Below are 17,505 nucleotides of genomic sequence, written 5' to 3'. Positions count from 1 at the left end.
TGGCTGCTTTCTGCTAACATTTCAATTTTAAAATCTTGCCACGTGATACTTGCTACTTGATACCAAAAGCTAAATCAGGTGCTTCTTATTTTTCACCATGTCATAGAGCAACTCACGGGCGCGGTGCAGTTGGGCTTTTACGGTTCCAAGTGGGGCGCTGAGTTCGGTGGCAATCTCCTCGTAAGACAGCTCGTCAAAATAACGGAGGGTTACCAGGCGCTGGTACTTATCTGGCAGCTTGCTCACGATGTACTGCATGATCTCAATCTTCTGGTTTTTGATGGCAGACTCCTGCGGGTTCAGGTTGTTGTCTTTGAAATCAATGGTGATCTCGTCGCCGTTGTCGATCTTGATGGCTGAGTCAATGCTCATGGTCTTGATCTTGTTCTTCCGGATGAAGTCAATGCAGTTGTTGGTGGCAATGCGGAAGAGCCAGGTACTAAAGGCGTACTCCGGGTTGAATTTGTGCAGGTTGCGGAAGGCTTTCGCGAAAGCTTCAATGGTGAGGTCCTCCGCATCATCTGCGTTGCGCACCATCTTAAGAACCACGTGGTAAACCGGCTTTTTGTAGATCTGCATCAGCTCGGCGTAAGCCTTCTCATCTCCGTCTTCTACCGCTGACTGGATCAGTTTAAAATCGTGTTTCGCTTTCGCGGAGAATTGTTTATTTACTTCCATCTTACCTTTTTAGTCGTTAAAACAGAGATCCCGATCCCTATATAATTGAGGTAATATCCCAGTTCCAGCACAGGCAACAGCCACCAGGCCAAGGGTTCTCTCAAGCGGCGCGCCACCGGCAAATAAGTGCCGTAGAGGGCGGCATACCTCACCCCAATAATGAGGCCAACCCAAAGCAGTTGATACTGCAAACCTAAAAGAACGGGTGATATTACATAAAATAGCCCATTTGACAAGACAAAAAGTCCGAGTCTGAACTGCTCCTTCTTCTGGTACTGCCGCCCTGCCGCCAAATGTCTTCGTTTCTGGCGCCACCAGTCGCGCCACCGGGTTTCCGGGGTGCTGTTTGTCTGGGCGTCTTGGTCAATGACAATCTGGACGGCAGAGTGTTTGGCAGCTTCCTGCACAAATAAATCATCGTCCCCTCCCAAGGACCTGATGTGGGAGGCAAAGCCTTTGTTACGTAAGAACGTTGATTTGGTATAAGCCAGATTTCTCCCCACTCCCATATATGCCTGGCCCCTCTTGGCAAACGACAGATACTGCATTGCCGTCAAGAAGGTTTCAAACCGGATCAAATGATTTAAGAATCCATATATCTGCATATACGGAGAAACGCCTAAAATGATGTCATTCCCCTCTAAAAACCCGCTGGCCATCTGCTGCGCCCATTGGTTAGAAAGAGGCCTGCAATCAGCGTCGGTGAGCAATAAGTGTTCATACTGAGCGGCTTTTATTCCTAAAAAGAGCGCGTATTTTTTAGGACTCATGAGGGGGGGCGTTTCCTTTATTTGCACCAGGCGCACGTTGGGGTGTTCCAGGGCATATTCTTTTACCAACACCGGAGATCCGTCCCAGGAGCGATCATCTATCACTATAATCTCTAACGCCTGCGGGTAGTCTTGTTGTATCAAAAGCGGCAGCAATTCCTGTAGATTATTCACCTCATTGTGGGCGGCTACCAGAATAGACAAGGACGGCAAAGCCGAAGGGTTGATTTCCGGCTGCTCTTTATGGAAGGCGAGCGGCAGGAAATAATAAAATTGGTAGAAAAGCTGCACCAACACGCAGAGCCCCAGAAGAGCTAAGGGCACATAGGTGACTAGGTTAGATAAATCTGGAGACAAGCAGAAGGGAATTTTACAGGCATGAAACAGGATAGACTGCAAAGGTACATCTGACCGAAGCTAATTTCTCCACCTAACATACCTTATTTCATAGTCTGCTGTGCCTAAAACCAGACTATCATTGGTCAGTTTCTTTATAAGGTAGCGTTCAGGGGCTTCTTCATAATACACAATGAGCGAATCCTTCTTTAACAGAAAGGGCATGTTCCCGTCACCATCATAGTCTACCACAAAGAAACCATCTTTGGTAATGTCAAAGGCTGCATGAGGGTCATGGATGTCATTCACCCAGGCATGGAACAATTTTTCTTCCGGAAAGGCCGGATCAATAATGGTGCTTTTTGCTGGCCTTTTGTAAATACTGGTATCTGGGCCGGTAGATTCGGTAATGGTAATAGTAGAGCCAGTGGTAGACACCGTATCTGGTAGTAAGTTTCCAACAGCAGCGTCCTGCACTTCCTCTCCTTCTGCATTCTTTTTCTCACAGGAGATGGTCAGAAAACAAAAGGAACCTAACACAAGGGTCGTTAAATAGCTTTTCATAGGGTTACTATGCTATAAGTTGGTCTTTACCAAAAGTAGTCCAAATTTTAATGCGTGGCGATTATCCGCAGGGCAATCTGTATCTTTGCAAATTGGAGAAAGACAAGGTTCAGGCAAAGAGCGTAACCTACTGCGCCCCAAACTTTAAAAGAAAGCTTCTCCAGCACTTTACCCATTGTCCATGACCTTTGATTTAGTAGCGAAAGATCCCGCTTCCAAAGCCCGCGCCGGTGAATTGACCACTGCCCACGGCACCATACAAACCCCTATTTTCATGCCGGTAGGTACCGCCGGTACCGTGAAGGCCGTGCACCAGCGCGAGCTCAAAGAAGATGTAAAGGCCCAGATCATCTTGGGCAATACTTATCACCTGTATCTTCGGCCCGGTTTGAACGTGCTGGAGAAAGCTGGTGGCCTGCACAAATTCAACGGCTGGGACCGCCCTATCCTCACCGACAGCGGCGGGTACCAGGTGTTCTCGCTTTCGGGCACGCGCAAGATCATTGAAGACGGTGTGAAGTTCCGCTCGCACATTGACGGCTCCAGCCATCTGTTCACCCCCGAGAACGTGATGGACACACAGCGCACCATTGGGGCAGATATTATCATGGCTTTTGACGAGTGTACGCCCTACCCGTGTGATTACAACTACGCCCGCAACTCCATGGAGCGCACGCACCGTTGGCTCCAGCGCTGCATTGACCGGTTTGACAGCACTGAGGGCAAGTATGGCTACGAACAGACGCTGTTCCCTATTGTGCAGGGTAGTACCTACAAAGATTTGCGAATCCAGAGTGCGGAAACCATTGCTTCAAAAAATCGGCCCGGAAACGCCATCGGAGGATTATCAGTGGGTGAGCCCGCGGAGATGATGTACGAGATGACCGAACTGGTCTGCGACATACTGCCCGCTGATAAACCGCGTTACCTCATGGGCGTGGGCACGCCGGCTAACATTTTGGAGAACATCGCCCTGGGCGTAGACATGTTTGACTGCGTGTTGCCCACTAGAAACGCACGGAATGGTATGCTGTTCACCACGCAAGGCATCATCAACATTAGGAACGAGCGTTGGAAAGAAGACTTCTCTCCAATTGATGCGGAACTGGGCGGCTACGTGAGCACGTTTTACTCAAAGGCGTATCTGCGTCACTTGATGCACGCCACCGAGATGCTGGGTGCCCAGATTGCCAGTGTGCACAACTTAACGTTCTACCTGTGGCTGGTAAGCCAGGCACGCGAACAGATCATTGCCGGTACTTTCCGGACCTGGAAAGACGAGATGGTGAAGAAATTAATGACAAGATTATAATCACGTATCTGAAGATCTGTGAAACTGAAGCTATTAGATAATTACATTCTCAAGAAGTTCCTGACCACGTTTGTGTTTGTGGTGATCATCTTGATTGCGGTCATCTGCGTGATTGACTTTGTGGAGAAGAATGATGACTTCATTCAGAACAACCTCTCCGTGAAGGTCATTCTGGTTGATTACTACATGAACATGATTCCGCACTACGTCAACATGCTAAGCCCGATCACGGTGTTTATTGCCACCGTGTTTGTGACGGCTAAACTGGCCTCTCATACCGAGATTGTGGCTATTCTGAGCAGCGGGGTTTCCTTCAAACGAATGCTGGTGCCGTACATTATCGGGTCAGTTGTCATTGGGATCTTTATCTTTTTTTTCTCGTCGTATGTGATTCCTACCGCCAACAAAACGCGGGTAGCCTTTGAGATCAAGTACGTAAAGAACCCCTATACCTTTGAGGGCCGTAACGTACACTTCCGCATTGGCCCAGACGCTTATGCTTATCTGGAGAGCTATAACAACCACGCCAACGTGGGGTACAAGTTCACCCTGGAAACCATCCGGAAGCAGGAATTGATCAGGAAGCTTTCCTCAGAATCTATTCGTTGGGACAGCACCAAGCAGAAGTGGCACATGGATAGCTACACTCTGCGCACCTTCAACGGCGACCAGGAAACGGTGATGCAGGGCGGTGCCATTGACACCACCTTGAACCTGTTGCCCAAAGACTTTGCCAGCACATATCGTCTCAAGGAAACCCTCACCAATGCTGAGTTGAACAAGCTTATTGACGAGAAAATCCTGCGCGGCGCCACTGATGTGGAAATGTACATGACCGAGAAGTACGAGCGCATGAGTTATCCGTTCGCCATCACGGTTTTGACCATTATTGGGGTAATTCTGAGTTCCCGAAAGGTGCGTGGCGGCGTAGGTTTGCAGATTGCCTTGGGCTTTGTGCTAGCGTTCGTATTCATCATCTTCGTGATGATGAGCCGAAGCCTGGCCTCTGTAGGTGGAATTCCGCCGCAAGTGGCTGCCTTCATTCCGTTGGCAGTTTTCTCCGTGATTGGCGTTATCCTGTACCGAACGGTGCCCAGATAACGGCTAGTTGTTTATTCTGGTGCGAGACTCCGGTCTGGTGACATGTGAAGCAGCGAGTCTACAAGCTCGCCGGAAACCAGGAACCGGAACCTACTTCATCGCTAGAGAAGACCAGCAATCCCGGTTTCGCTGCGAGGCAGCGAGGACAGTCTGGAGACTACCCAGCATCCAAAGGCACAACGCCAGAAGTGAATGAATCCAGAAGGGGCCGCTTTCCGGCCAGTTTACAGAAAACAGCCCAAAATCAACTAATCTCAACTCAATTCCGTGCAAACGCCTCGCCTCAAAGATTTCCTGGAACTTCATTTCATCATTTTGCTGTGGGGCTTTACGGCCATTTTAGGAAAATTCATCTCTATTCCGGCTGTGGAGTTGGTGTTTTACCGGACCATTCTGGCGGCCGTGGCGTTGGCGGTGGTTATTAAACTGCGGAAGGAATCTTTCAGGATTGGGCGGCGCAACATTACCAAAATCCTGAGCGTGGGTTTCCTGATTGCGGCACACTGGATTCTGTTCTTCGCCTCGGCACGGGTTTCCTCGGTGTCTATCTGTTTGGCGGGCATGGCTACGTCCAGCCTCTGGACGTCTATTCTGGAACCTATCTTTACCAACAAGAAAATCAAACCTCATGAAGTAGCGCTCGCCCTGCTCATTATGGTAGGACTGTACATCATCTTCCGGTTTGAGTTTGACCATGCCATCGGGATTTCTATGGCGGTGGGCTCGGCGTTTCTGGCCTCCTGCTTTACCATCATCAACAGCAAGCTCACTAAGCAGCACGCGGCTACTACCATCACCTGCTATGAAATGGCCGGGGCTTGGCTGGCTACCTGCCTGTTCTTTCCGTTTTACCGCCAGTTTATGACAGATACCGGAGAACTGCAACTGGCCCTTACTTGGGTAGATGTGCTAAGTATTGGGGTGCTTGCCCTGGTCTGCACGGTGTACGCGTATACGGCTGCGGTGAGACTCATGCAGAAATTCAGTGCCTACACCATGAATCTGACGGTGAATCTGGAACCAGTGTATGGGATTCTGTTGGCCTTCTTTATCTTCAAAGAAGGCGAAATGATGTCGGCGGGATTTTACTATGGGGCGGCTATTATTCTGTTCAGCGTGTTTCTGCACCCCATTCTGGAAAGTGTGCTTAATAGGCGGCAGCGCAAATTAGAGGACGCCCTGCCAAACTGAGTACTCAGCCGGGAAAGGCAATGGTCCTTCTGGAATTGTCTTGAACAGCCCATACATAGTAGACCCTGAACCGGACATGGACGCGTACACGGCTCCCATCTTATACAACTGCGCCTTCAGTTCTGACAACACCAGATACTTGGGGAACAGGCTTTGCTCAAAATCATTCACGACTTGTTCTTTCCAACTGGAGACATCCTGGCTTAACAACGTTTTGAGGTCTTTCTCTGGAAAACGGGGCGAAACCCCGGCATAGGCTTCCGCAGTACTGATGGCCAGGTTGGGGTACACCAATACCAAGTGCCAGCCAGTCAAATCAAGCGAGATAGATTCAAACACATCGCCTTTCTCTACCGCCAGTACGGGTTTGTTTCTGATGAAGAATGCGCAATCGCTGCCTAGCTGGCGGGAGTAGTTTTCCAGGGCTTCCTCAGTCAGTCCTAAGCTGAATTGCTGGTTCAGAATCTTGAGGGTAAACGCGGCATCGGCGGAGCCGCCGCCTAGGCCTGCCCCCATGGGAATGACTTTGTGCAGGTGCATTTGGATGGCAGGCAGATCAAAGTCCCGACGCAGGAGTTGGTAGGCTTTCCAGCAAAGATTGGCGGTAGGGTCGCCGGGCACCGGAAGGCCCGAGAGCGTGAAAGTAGCCTCGCCTTCTGCTGGAACGATTTCCAGGGCATCGGTCCAGTTTACGGGATAAAAGCAGGAAACCAGGTTATGGAAGCCATCGGGGCGTTTCTCTACCAGTTGCAGACCAAGGTTTATCTTCGCGTTCGGGAATTGAATCATGGGCGCAAAATACGGGAATCTGCGCAGAGAATCGTACTTTCGTTTCAGGGCGACATCTGGAAAATCTACCTAAAACACCTCTGGCATTCCCTTTTCAAATCAGTATTCAAACAAACAGGTACTTCTCTTACTAAAGATGAAAATCCTTTATATTTTTCTTTTCAGCTTTGCTCTGACCCTATCGGCTGTTGCACAGAAAAAGCCTTTGTTCTATGAAGTTGACAGAAAAATCAAGTCAATGCCCCAGCAACATGACATTACGGTTGAAAAGCTATCCTATTTCATAGACCAGGAATTTAAAACACCACAAGAAAAGGTAAGGGCAATTTATGTGTGGCTTGCAGAAAACATAGCCTATGACGTGAAAGGATTAGTCTTAACTCCTGCCATCGGCTCTGGGAAAGGCCTTGTAGACTACACTTTAAAGAGCAAAAAAGCGGTTTGCCAAGGCTACGCCGAGGTTTTTCAGGAGCTTTGCTCAAAAGTTGGCGTAAATGCCTGCTTTGTTTCTGGTTATACAAAGAAACAAGGCCTAGTAAGCTTTGTTGGCCATGCTTGGTGTGCGGCACAAATAGACGGGAAATGGTACCTTTTTGACCCTACTTGGGGTGCGGGCTATGTAGATGGGAATACTTTTGTAAAGCAATTCCATGAACAATACTTTATGGTAGCTCCGGCGATAATGATCAGGTCTCATTACCCGTTTGACCCGCTTTGGCAATTATCCTCTTCGCCCGTAAAGGCCCATGACTTCCAGAAGGAATCCTCTTCTTTGAGGCCTCAACAAGTCTCCTTTCGATTTACAGATACCTTAGCTCAATACTTGGCTGCCAATGAACTCGCAAGGTTGAAAGGTATGGTTAGACGGATGGAAGCACACGGCATAGACAATGCTTTTCAGCAGGAGTATCTGCGGTCTTTTAAGCAAGGTGTGGACTATTACAACTTCCAACCTCTAAACACTTCTTATAACAAAGGGATTGATTTCCTGAATCAATTTATTCTACACAGAAACAATCGCCAGCTTACCAGAAAAAGGGAGGAAGAAATGAAAAAACTTATTTCTTCTTCAATTTCATATCTTCAGGAAGCCAAAGATCGCCTAAAGAAAACTACTTGGGAAATGCAGAACCCGCAAGTTACCCTTTTGGAAGGCAGCTTGAATGAAGCATTAACCCAAGCGTTGGAACAGGAATCATATATCAACAGGTTGTATAATCCCTTTGGTTTAAGCAAAAAGCGCTAGTTTCTAAACTGAGTTATACACCACATGTATCTTTCCTTCGGAAAACGTTTGCTTGATCTACTCCTAGCTGTAGGCGCCCTGCTGCTGCTTTGGCCGGTCATGCTGCTGGTGGCGGTGGTGCTGTGGCTGGGCTTTGACGGACAGGTACTCTTCCGGCAGCAACGCCCGGGTTTGCACGGGAAGCCTTTTCCTTTTTATAAATTCGTGACCATGACGCAGGCCAAAGATCTACACGGGAACCTGCTGCCCGATGCCCAGCGCTTGACGCCTTTAGGTAAATTCATCCGGAAAACCTCTTTAGACGAACTACCTCAGTTGCTGAATGTGTTATTAGGGCAAATGAGCGTAGTAGGTCCGCGTCCGCTGCTGATGGAGTACCTTCCGCTGTACTCGCCGGAGCAGGCGCGGCGGCACGAGGTGAAGCCCGGCATTACGGGCTGGGCGCAGGTGAACGGCCGCAACCTGCTGCGCTGGGAAGAGAAATTCAGGTATGACCTCTGGTACGTAGAGCACGTGTCTCTGCGGGTAGATGCACTTATTCTATGGCTTACCGTCAAGCATTTAGTTAAACCCGAAGGCATCTCGGCCCCGGGCACCGCCACCATGGAGCGCTTTACGGGCTCCTCCAACTCATCTTCCTCATGAATACCGGAAAACAGAAAATTGCGATTGTGGGTGCCGGCGGCCTGGGCCGGGAGGTGCTGATGCTGCTCCACCAGATCAACCATGTCTCCCCTAAATGGGAAATAATTGGTTTTTATGACGATGCGGCTCCCGCAAAACCTGAAATCTGTGGCTACCCGTACTTAGGCACAGTAGAAGACCTAAATGCCACCCAAAGCCCTTTACATGCTGTACTGGCCATTGGAAACTGCCAGGCCAAAACAGATATAGCAGACCGACTAATCAATCCTTTGGTACACTTTCCGGTATTGGTACACCCATCGGTCATTTGCAGACCAGAGCAGGGAAACAAACTGGGCGAGGGCACTATCGTTTGCCAGAACTGCGTGCTCACAACCAACGTCACGTTGGGCAGACACGTACTGCTGAACCTGGCCTGTACCATTGGGCATGATGCGGTGATCGGCGATTTTTGCTCGCTTATGCCGCAAGTAGCGGTAAGCGGCTGCGTGAAGATGGGAACCGGCGTGTACGGAGGCACCAACAGCACCATTTTACAGAACCAGAAAGTAGGGGCTTTCACTACCATTGGCGCGGGTGCCGTGGTCACGAAGGACCTGCCCAGTTACTGCACCGCCGTGGGGGTTCCGGCCCGTATCATTGAACAGATTGCATGAGCCAAACCTCAGACTTTATCTACCTCTCGCCTCCGCACATGGGCGGCAGGGAACAACACTACATTCAACAAGCTTTCGACCAGAATTGGATTACCACGGCCGGAGCCAACGTCAACGGTTTTGAACAGGAACTAGCTGCCTACACCGGAGTAGCTGCCGCTACAGCCCTGGTTTCTGGTACCGCTGCCCTCCATCTGGCGTTGCTGGCCTTGGGCGTAGGCCCCGGCGACGAAGTGTTCTGTTCTACCTTCACCTTCGTAGCCAGCACCAACCCCATCCGGTACGTAGGCGCTACCCCGGTGCTCATAGACAGCGAACCGAGTACCTGGAACCTCTGCCCCACTGCTTTAGAGCAAGCTTTGGAAAACCGGCACAAAAACGGCAAACTTCCCAAAGCCCTCCTATTGGTGCACCTGTACGGCATGCCCTCCCGCCTACAAGAAATCCAGGAAATCACTTCTAGGTACGGGGTTCCCATCATTGAAGACGCCGCCGAAGCCCTCGGTTCCAGCTACAAGGGACGTTTATTAGGCACTTTCGGGAAAGTAGGCGTTTTTTCGTTTAACGGAAATAAAATCATCACCACCTCCGGCGGCGGAGCCCTGGTTTCCGCTGATGCTGGTTTGGTTGAACAGATCCGCTGGCTGGCCATGCAAGCCAAAGACAATTTGCCCTACTACCACCATACGTCTATGGGCTACAATTACCGCCTGAGCAATATTCTGGCGGGAATTGGCCGGGGGCAACTGGAAGTTTTAGAAGACCGAATCCAGCAAAAAAGAAAGGTATTTGACACGTACCGCCAGTTATTGCAGGACGTGGAAGAACTGGAATGGCCCCTGGAACCCGACGGATTTTACTCCAACCGCTGGCTTACGTGTATCACTATCAGGAAAGGCTGCCCGCTTACCCCGGAAGCGCTTCGGCTCCAGTTGTTAGCCGCTAACATGGAAAGCCGTCCGCTTTGGTACCCCATGCACCTGCAGCCTTTGTATAGCGGCTGTGACTATTTCGGCAACCAGGTGAGCGATGACCTTTTCGCCCGTGGGCTATGCCTTCCTTCCGGTTCTAACCTTACATTTTCAGAGCAGGAACGGGTAGCCGCCGTAATCAGAAAAGCGTTTCAAGGCTGATTTCAGGAAAGTGCCCTGCAAACGGAACGCTCCTGATTGGGCAACCACAAGAGATTGTCCCTATTTTTTTCTGGTTCACTAATCTCCATAGCGTTTACTTGTTGAAATTGGCAAACCAGCCTTAAAACAGAAAATTCTGCCCTGCCAAGGAGGAGAATACACATTCCCATCACCGCCTCCACTACTTTCCCCAGTTCCAGTCTTTCCTGAGCGCGCCTCGCTTTTGGCCCTAGACAGACACCAAATAAGAGCAAAGGACACTTCAGGCCGAAAGGGCAGTGCGCGAGGGGAAGACGGGGCCTCGCGGCCGTGAGCGCACGGAGGGAAAAGATGCAACAACAAAGCATAATGGCACCGCATCAACCCACCGCCACGCTAGCAGCAGGTAAAAGGCATGCACCTACTTTTACCCTAGAAAAGCAGACAAGCCAAGGAAATAGCAAACGGCATGCACACCTTCCAATTTCTCCGAAGTCAAGCGCAAAAACGATATGATATTGGTAATAGGCTTGTCTCTCCAAAACAGCCTTAAAACAGAAAATCCTGCCCTGCCAAGGCAGAACAGGATTTTCAAATACATCAGAAAGCCAAAGACTATTTCTTGCCTTTTTTCTCCTCGGTCTGAGCGCTTTTCAGAGCTCTTGGGATAGTTACAGTAGCCACAGGTGAAAGTGGGTTTGTCAAGATAGTGTAGTTCGCAGGAGCGATTTTGTTCACTTTAATTGACTTACCTAATTCCAGGTCAGAGATGTCCACCGCGATTGAATCTGGCAGGTTAGCTGGAAGAGCTTTCACGCGCAGTTTACGCAGTTTGGTCACCAGTTTACCACCGGCCATAACTCCTGGAGAAGTACCAGTGAAACGTACTGGAACGTCAACTTTCACTTCTTTCTCGTCTTGCAATAAAAGGAAGTCCACGTGCAGCAACATTTCGTTTACTGGGTGAAACTGCAGGTCTTGCATGATGGCTTTGTAGTGCGTGCCTTCAATGTTCAAATCAACCTGGTAAACCTCTGGAGAGTAAACCAAGTCACGGAACAAGATAGCAGGTGATGAGAAATGAACTTGCTCTGAACCACCGTACAACACACATGGAACTTGAGCTTCCTCACGAAGCGCTTTGGCTTCGGATTTACCGAGATTTGCTCTTTTAAACCCTATAATCTCTAAGCTTTGCATAAAAATGAATATAAATAAAAAATGAAAAAACTCTTTTGAAGAAGATGCTAGCAGCCAGATGTTAGACGCTAGACTTCTGTATTTCTTCTGCCTTTCTGCTTGTTGGTGAAAACACCAACAAGGGCACCCTTCTTTTTAGCCATTATTGGTGTTTTCACCAACAACTTTTTCCCAAAACAACAATCAACAATTAACAATCAGCAATTAAATAAACAGCGAGCTGATGGAATCGTGGGTTACTACGTTGCTGATGGCCCGGGCAAACAGGTCCGAGAACGTTAATACTTTGATTTTGGAAGACTGACGTTTCAAAGGAATGGTGTCTGAAATCACCAGTTCTTCTAACACAGAATTCTCAATGCGGTCAATGGCCGGTCCAGACAAAACGCCGTGGGTAGCAATAGCCCGTACACTTTTCGCGCCTTTGTCACGCAACAACTCCGCGGCTTTGGTAATGGTTCCGGCGGTGTCTACCAAGTCGTCTACCAATACTACATCCATTCCTTCCACGTCGCCAATCACCTGCATAGAGGCAATTTCGTTGGCGCGTTTACGGTGTTTGTCGCAGACTACCATCTCCACGCCAAATACTTTCGCGAAGCTTCTGGTTCTTACCACCCCTCCTACGTCTGGCGAGGCGAAGATCAGATCCTGTCCTAAATCCAGGCTGCGCAGGTACGGCACAAAAATGGCCGAGCCATCCAGATGGTCCACCGGAATATCAAAGAACCCTTGGATCTGGCCGGCGTGTAAATCGCAGGTCATCAATCTATCGGCGCCCACGCACTGAATGGCGTTAGCCATCACTTTGGCTCCAATGGAAACCCGGGGCTTGTCTTTTCTATCCTGGCGGGCGTACCCGTAATAAGGCATGACCACAATCACTTTGTGCGCCGAGGCTCTTTTAGCCGCGTCTACCAGCAGCATCAACTCGAAGAGATTATCTGCCGGCGGAAAAGTAGATTGAATCAAAAACACCTCACAACCCCTCACCGACTCATTGAAGTGAACCGAAGTTTCCCCGTCAGAGAAATGTTGCACAGTCAGGTCACCGAGGGGCAAGCCATAGGCATCTGCCACTTTTTCAGCAAAGTATCTTGAGGCAGTGCCGGAGAAAATCTTAACTGTAGGATTCATGAGGAGAAGAGGTTGCCGAATGAAGTCGCAAAATTACGCCTTATTTTGGTAGGCTCAAACCCCAGTGGCAAAAAATAAGAGGTACTTTTTCAAGAACTTACAGGTATAAATACTGAAAACACAGCTTATGTAAATATCTGTGAATCATTTATTTATCATTTAGGAAAGAGTTAAAGTGATGCTTGCAAACGGAAAAGGTGCTTTGCAGCACCTAGATATAGATTATGCCAAAAGAATGGCAACAGGCCTTATTCCACCGTTTTTAAGTGAGATAGCCCGAATTCTAGTTCCTCAGTAAACCTCTACTCTGGATGCGTTAAGGCCTAAATCCAGAAAGCTCTTCAACGTTTCTTTCTGCACAATTTGGGAGGCAGTACCCTTACTTGTTTCCAACGTGTAAACGACTCCGCTGACAGAATCAAAGGCTCCTAGTGAGATGTGCTTCCCTTCCCTTTCGCCTTTCTTAAGAAACAGGACAGCAGAATATAAGTCAGAAAACACATGTTGTATCACAATGCCATACCTAATGGCCACAGCAATAATTTTCTTAGGTGATTCCATAGCCTGCGTTCTGCTTTCTTTCAACGTTCACTTTCTCTGTAGGCTTCCACCAGGCGTGGAAACCCTTTTTCTATCCCAGCAGAAATACAGTCAGCGTTCTGGGGCCATGTGCGCCCAGCACCAGTGACTGCTCAATGTCTGCCGTTTTGGATGGACCGGCAATGAAGACGCCATATCCGTACTCCGCAGCTCCAATCTTCGCGTAAGCATCATGCATTAAAGGCACAATGCTGTCCTTAGGCAGAATGATGGCCAGATGCTGGCAAATGAACGGAACCACGCGCAGCCCTAACACATCTTCGGTCACCCAAGAAGCTCCGTTTTCGGCCACACCGAAGTGTCCTTTTATAATAGCCAAATCCACATTCTCCAATTTATGCCGATGCTGGTCCTCTAGCAGCGTAGTGTCTGCGAACGAAGCTAGTTCCGGCACATGGGAGATTATCCTGTGATGGATTTTAAAATCATTAGATAAAATATCCTGAATTTCCTGGTAACTCTTTACCTGCAAAACGCCACTGCCAATGCTCACCGCCACCTGGGTAAACTTCTCCACCAAATCCGGGGCTTCTAACTGAAAACAAGGCACCTCCGGTAGGGGCGTTAATTCCGGCTGATTCAGAGAAACTGCCGCCAGAATCCTATCTCTGCTACTCATGGGTTTTTCGGTTTTTGCGGTACCACTCGCCAAAAGATTCCTTTGGTGGCTGCGGCATTTCGCGTTGTTTGTACCAGGGGTTCATCTTATTACTGACCAAAAAAGGAACCGTTTTCATAAACCACCTTCCCGCCTTGCCCGACAATTTAAACGTCCTAGGCGAAGACAACACCAGGTTCATGGCCTTCATGCTCACGGTCTTCTTAGGGTCAACGTAGCCCTCTTTTACAATGACTTGCCGCCATTTGTAGAGTTGGTTGTGAATGTCAATCTTTACCGGGCATACGTTGGAGCAAGAACCGCACAACGTAGACGCAAACGGCAAATCGGCGTGCTTCTTCATGTCCAGGTTGGGGGCCAGAATAGAGCCTATAGGCCCTGCCACCGCTGATTGGTAGCTGTGTCCGCCACTCCTTCTATATACCGGGCAGGTGTTCATGCAAGCTCCACAGCGGATACATTTAAGCGAGTTCCGGAAGTCTTCGCGGCCTAGTTGTACACTCCGGCCATTGTCTACCAGCACGATATGAATATCATGTCCAGGACGAGGCTTTTTGAAATGGCTGGAATAGGTAGTAATAGGCTGGCCGGTGGCGCTTCTGGTCAATAATCTTAAATACACCCCTAAATCAGACCGCCTGGGAATCAGTTTTTCAATGCCCATGCTGGCGATGTGTACATCTGCCAGGTGCGCGCCCATATCAGCATTGCCTTCGTTAGTGCAAACCACAAATTCACCCGTCTCAGCAATGGCGAAGTTTATTCCTGTGAGTGCAGCTTTACGGGTAAGAAACGTCTCGCGTAAGTGTTGCCGAGCGGTTTCCGTCAATACCTGGGGGTTAGACATACCAGCCTCCGTACCCAGGTGCTGATGGAAAATATCGCCGATTTCCTCTTTCTTCAAGTGGATGCAGGGCAGAACTATGTGGCTAGGCGGCTCTTTGGCCAACTGCACAATGCGTTCTCCTAAATCTGAGTCAATTACTTCAATGCCGTGCTGCTCCAGATAGTCGTTCAGGTGGCATTCCTCGGTGAGCATGGATTTGCTTTTCACCATTTGGGTTACCCCATGCTTCGTCAGGATGGAATGCACAATTTGGTTGTGCTCTTCGGCGTCTGCGGCCCAATGCACCGTGATGCCATTGGCTTTGGCATTGGCTTCAAACTGCTCCAGGTACTGGCTTAGGTTTGACAGCGTATGAAACTTGATCTGCGAAGCGGTCTCACGCAGCATCTCCCAATCTGGAATGGCGAAAGCAGCTCGGTCGCGCTTTTCACGGATAAACCAAAGGGTTTCATCGTGCCAGTTTACCCGAGGTTCGTCCTGGTTAAAATCATCGGCTAAGGCCGCGTGATCTTTGGTGTGTCCTTCCTTCATCAACCTACCTCCTGTGCGTTTAATATCTCGGCGATGTGCATCACCTTTACATTACTTTTCTGTCTTCTCAAGATGCCTTCCATGTGCATGAGACAGCTCATATCGGCACCGGTAATGAATTCCGCATCGTGCTGCAGATGGTCCGCCACACGGTCTTTGCCCATTTTCACCGATACGGCTTCTTCAGCTACACAGAATGTACCACCAAAACCGCAGCACTCATCTTTCCTGGATAACGGAATCAATTCCAGATCCTGCACCATGCTCAGCAGTTTCTCAGGCTTTGAAAAAGTAGGCTCCACCAGTTCCGACATCTTTGACAGGTGTAGGCCACGCAGTCCATGACAGCTTTGGTGCAAACCTACCTTGTGCGGAAAGCGGGCAGATAGCTTTTCTACTTTCAATACATCCGTCAGAAACTCTACTAGTTCGTAGACTTTGCCACGAAGGGCTTGTGCCTGGTCTTCGTGCTTGTCTGAGTGCAAATGGTCCTTGATGTGTAAGACACAACTACCCGAAGGCGACACGATATAATCAAACTGCGCGAAGTTCTGCACAAAAAGCTCGTTACAGTCTTTGGTTAAATGCTCAAAACCAGAGTTCGCCATGGGCTGCCCACAGCAGGTTTGCCGCATGGGGTAGACCACGTTTACCCCGGCCTTCTCCAGTAGTTCCAGCGTAGCAATGGCTGCGTTGGGATAAAATTGGTCAACGTAACAAGGGATAAAAAGCCCTACCGTCATATTATGCCTCCTGGTGCGTTACTGCGTAATATTTTAATTCAATGATGTCGTTCGGGAATGGTTTGGTATTCCAAATTGGATGGATCGCCATGGCTGTCCCGATAGCGGTTGCCTGTGCCAAAGAGGCGGCGTACACTTCTATTTCGGGGAAGTGCATGGCAAGAAGGTTCATGTAAATGGAATTTTTCCCGAAACCCCCGTCTACAAAAATCCGCTTCACATTGGTACCCTCCAGCACTAATCTGCTGGAAGCAGCCTGCTGCACCACCAAGTCCATGACAAACTGATGGTAAGCCTCGATGCCTGTGGAAAAAGAGGTTAAATCACGCTCTGAGAACCCTGAGGTAGGCAAGGCGTTTACTTTCTGTTGTGTCTCCTTTGATGCTTTTTGCTCGCTTTGCAGTTTCTGGATGATTTCTGGATTGTACTCAATGTTTTTAAACACGGCCGTACTCATGTCGAAATGAATCGCGATGCGTTTCACCTCCTGTTCATGCTCATACCCGCCGAAGAACCTAGAGGCCTTCACGGGCTTTCCTTTGTACTGCAGATAACTTAGGCAATCCTGCTTCAATTCCTCTGCAGTTAGCGGTAAAGCGTTAAAGGGATTGAGAGTGATACACCAGGTTCCGGTGGAAATAAGCGCGAAAGGCTCATGAAAATTCACTAGATACGGAATCAATGCCGCCGAGCTGTCGTGCAAGCCAATGCCTACTTTGTAACTATTCCCTGGGAAAGAGGCTTCCACGGCTTCATCACCCCTTTTAATTGGGGCCAGTTTCTCCAGTAAACCTTCCTGCTCCACCCACGCATGGTAATCGCCTTTGGTGAAATCCCAAAGGTTGGTGTGGCAGCCGATGCTGGTAATGTCTGAATAGAACTCGCCGGAAATAAGGGAACTGAGGTACTGAGGCAAATGCAACGCGTACTTCACCTGCTTAAACACTTCGGGTTGTTCGTGCTTGAGCCGATAGAGCTGCATGCCTGAGTTCAAACTGCCCAACACGGGTGAGGCCGTTTCTTTCGATATCTTTTCCTCGCCGCCGTAAGTGGTGTAAAACTGCTTCTGCAGATCCTCTGGATATGGTTTCAGATAATTGTAAAGCGGCGTGAGTGGCTTACCTTCCTCATCTACGTACACGAAGCTGGCTCCGTAGGTAGCGAAGTTGATGGCCTTAATTTCAAACTCAGGGCGCTTAAACACATCACGCAGAGAATCAAACACCGATAACCGTAGGCTTTCCAGGTTCTCGCAAGGGTCACCGTCTTCATCCACCGTCTCTATAAACTTAGCCGACCGCTCATACACTATTTTGTAGTGCTCATCAAAGAGGAACAGCTTTTTGTTTGTCTTGCCCACATCAAAGATGGCGATTACCGGTATCTTCTGCATGCCTGAATAAATGACTGATTGAGTGAAGGCGTGAA

Annotated in this window: 17 protein-coding genes; 7 read left to right on the top strand and 10 right to left on the bottom strand. The window is 49.1% G+C overall.

Features of this window, described 5'->3' with window-relative positions; all coding sequences use genetic code 11:
* Nucleotides 1-69: 69 nt before the first annotated feature.
* From ACY0JR_RS17745 to ACY0JR_RS17735, 3 genes are read right to left on the bottom strand one after another with little or no spacing between them, the layout of a single operon-like run.
* Entirely contained in the window at nucleotides 70-678 is a 609-nt protein-coding gene (locus ACY0JR_RS17745; protein ID WP_062542709.1) for an RNA polymerase sigma factor, read from the bottom strand.
* Nucleotides 669-1,805: a glycosyltransferase gene (locus ACY0JR_RS17740; protein WP_462635498.1), complete on the bottom strand. Its 1,137-nt coding sequence runs from the start codon at nucleotides 1,803-1,805 to the stop codon at nucleotides 669-671. Before ACY0JR_RS17740 ends, ACY0JR_RS17745 begins: the two co-directional genes overlap by 10 nt.
* A gap of 60 nt (nucleotides 1,806-1,865) precedes the next feature.
* On the bottom strand, nucleotides 1,866-2,348 hold the full coding sequence (locus ACY0JR_RS17735) for a hypothetical protein (RefSeq protein WP_462635497.1): 483 nt from the start codon (nucleotides 2,346-2,348) through the stop codon (nucleotides 1,866-1,868).
* A 181-nt stretch (nucleotides 2,349-2,529) separates the two neighbouring features.
* Between ACY0JR_RS17735 and tgt the strand changes: the two genes are divergently transcribed.
* From tgt to ACY0JR_RS17720, 3 genes are all read left to right on the top strand, one after another.
* Nucleotides 2,530-3,660, top strand: a complete 1,131-nt coding sequence (gene tgt / locus ACY0JR_RS17730) for a tRNA guanosine(34) transglycosylase Tgt (protein WP_462635496.1) — start codon at nucleotides 2,530-2,532, stop codon at nucleotides 3,658-3,660.
* A 24-nt stretch (nucleotides 3,661-3,684) separates the two neighbouring features.
* Nucleotides 3,685-4,761, top strand: coding sequence for an LptF/LptG family permease (locus tag ACY0JR_RS17725; protein WP_462635508.1), 1,077 nt, complete (start codon nucleotides 3,685-3,687; stop codon nucleotides 4,759-4,761).
* A 267-nt stretch (nucleotides 4,762-5,028) separates the two neighbouring features.
* A complete protein-coding gene (locus ACY0JR_RS17720) occupies nucleotides 5,029-5,952 on the top strand; it encodes a DMT family transporter (protein WP_462635495.1) in 924 nt (307 codons plus the stop codon).
* On the opposite strand, the gene ispE is transcribed toward ACY0JR_RS17720, so the two are convergent.
* Nucleotides 5,929-6,741 (bottom strand): 4-(cytidine 5'-diphospho)-2-C-methyl-D-erythritol kinase, encoded by an 813-nt coding sequence (gene ispE, locus ACY0JR_RS17715; protein WP_462635494.1) that lies wholly within the window; start codon nucleotides 6,739-6,741, stop codon nucleotides 5,929-5,931. The two genes, ACY0JR_RS17720 and ispE, sit on opposite strands and share 24 nt — an antisense overlap.
* Nucleotides 6,742-6,877: 136 nt before the next feature.
* Here ispE and ACY0JR_RS17710 point away from each other — a divergent pair, with 136 nt between their 5' ends.
* Genes ACY0JR_RS17710 through ACY0JR_RS17695 form a run of 4 tightly spaced genes read left to right on the top strand, consistent with a single transcriptional unit; the run spans nucleotide 6,878 to nucleotide 10,421 of the window.
* Nucleotides 6,878-7,987 (top strand): transglutaminase domain-containing protein, encoded by a 1,110-nt coding sequence (locus ACY0JR_RS17710; protein ID WP_462635493.1) that lies wholly within the window; start codon nucleotides 6,878-6,880, stop codon nucleotides 7,985-7,987.
* Between the two features lie 24 nt (nucleotides 7,988-8,011).
* Nucleotides 8,012-8,632, top strand: a complete 621-nt coding sequence (locus tag ACY0JR_RS17705) for a sugar transferase (RefSeq protein WP_462635492.1) — start codon at nucleotides 8,012-8,014, stop codon at nucleotides 8,630-8,632.
* The gene (locus tag ACY0JR_RS17700) at nucleotides 8,629-9,288 is read left to right on the top strand and encodes an acetyltransferase (protein ID WP_462635491.1); all 660 of its coding nucleotides are present in this window, start codon (nucleotides 8,629-8,631) and stop codon (nucleotides 9,286-9,288) included. The genes ACY0JR_RS17705 and ACY0JR_RS17700 overlap by 4 nt, the downstream gene beginning before the upstream one ends.
* Entirely contained in the window at nucleotides 9,285-10,421 is a 1,137-nt protein-coding gene (locus ACY0JR_RS17695) for a DegT/DnrJ/EryC1/StrS family aminotransferase (protein ID WP_462635490.1), read from the top strand. Before ACY0JR_RS17700 ends, ACY0JR_RS17695 begins: the two co-directional genes overlap by 4 nt.
* Before the next feature lie 594 nt (nucleotides 10,422-11,015).
* Here the strand turns inward: ACY0JR_RS17695 and ACY0JR_RS17690 are convergent.
* The 6 genes from ACY0JR_RS17690 to ACY0JR_RS17665 form a co-directional block, all read right to left on the bottom strand.
* A complete protein-coding gene (locus tag ACY0JR_RS17690) occupies nucleotides 11,016-11,600 on the bottom strand; it encodes a 50S ribosomal protein L25/general stress protein Ctc (RefSeq protein ID WP_462635489.1) in 585 nt (194 codons plus the stop codon).
* Nucleotides 11,601-11,804: 204 nt separating this feature from the next.
* Nucleotides 11,805-12,737, bottom strand: a complete 933-nt coding sequence (locus ACY0JR_RS17685) for a ribose-phosphate pyrophosphokinase (protein WP_462635488.1) — start codon at nucleotides 12,735-12,737, stop codon at nucleotides 11,805-11,807.
* A 631-nt stretch (nucleotides 12,738-13,368) separates the two neighbouring features.
* Nucleotides 13,369-13,956: a LutC/YkgG family protein gene (locus ACY0JR_RS17680; protein WP_462635487.1), complete on the bottom strand. Its 588-nt coding sequence runs from the start codon at nucleotides 13,954-13,956 to the stop codon at nucleotides 13,369-13,371.
* Entirely contained in the window at nucleotides 13,949-15,334 is a 1,386-nt protein-coding gene (locus ACY0JR_RS17675; RefSeq protein ID WP_462635486.1) for a lactate utilization protein B, read from the bottom strand. The genes ACY0JR_RS17680 and ACY0JR_RS17675 overlap by 8 nt, the downstream gene beginning before the upstream one ends.
* Nucleotides 15,334-16,077, bottom strand: coding sequence for a (Fe-S)-binding protein (locus ACY0JR_RS17670; protein WP_462635485.1), 744 nt, complete (start codon nucleotides 16,075-16,077; stop codon nucleotides 15,334-15,336). Before ACY0JR_RS17670 ends, ACY0JR_RS17675 begins: the two co-directional genes overlap by 1 nt.
* 1 nt (nucleotide 16,078) lies before the next feature.
* Nucleotides 16,079-17,470, bottom strand: a complete 1,392-nt coding sequence (locus ACY0JR_RS17665) for an FGGY-family carbohydrate kinase (RefSeq protein WP_462635484.1) — start codon at nucleotides 17,468-17,470, stop codon at nucleotides 16,079-16,081.
* Between the last annotated feature and the right edge of the window lie 35 nt (nucleotides 17,471-17,505).

It is taken from the genome of Rufibacter sp. JT3400010 (assembly GCF_054956755.1).
Note: the sequence above shows the minus strand (reverse complement) of the source record. Positions and strands in the feature narration are given on the sequence as shown.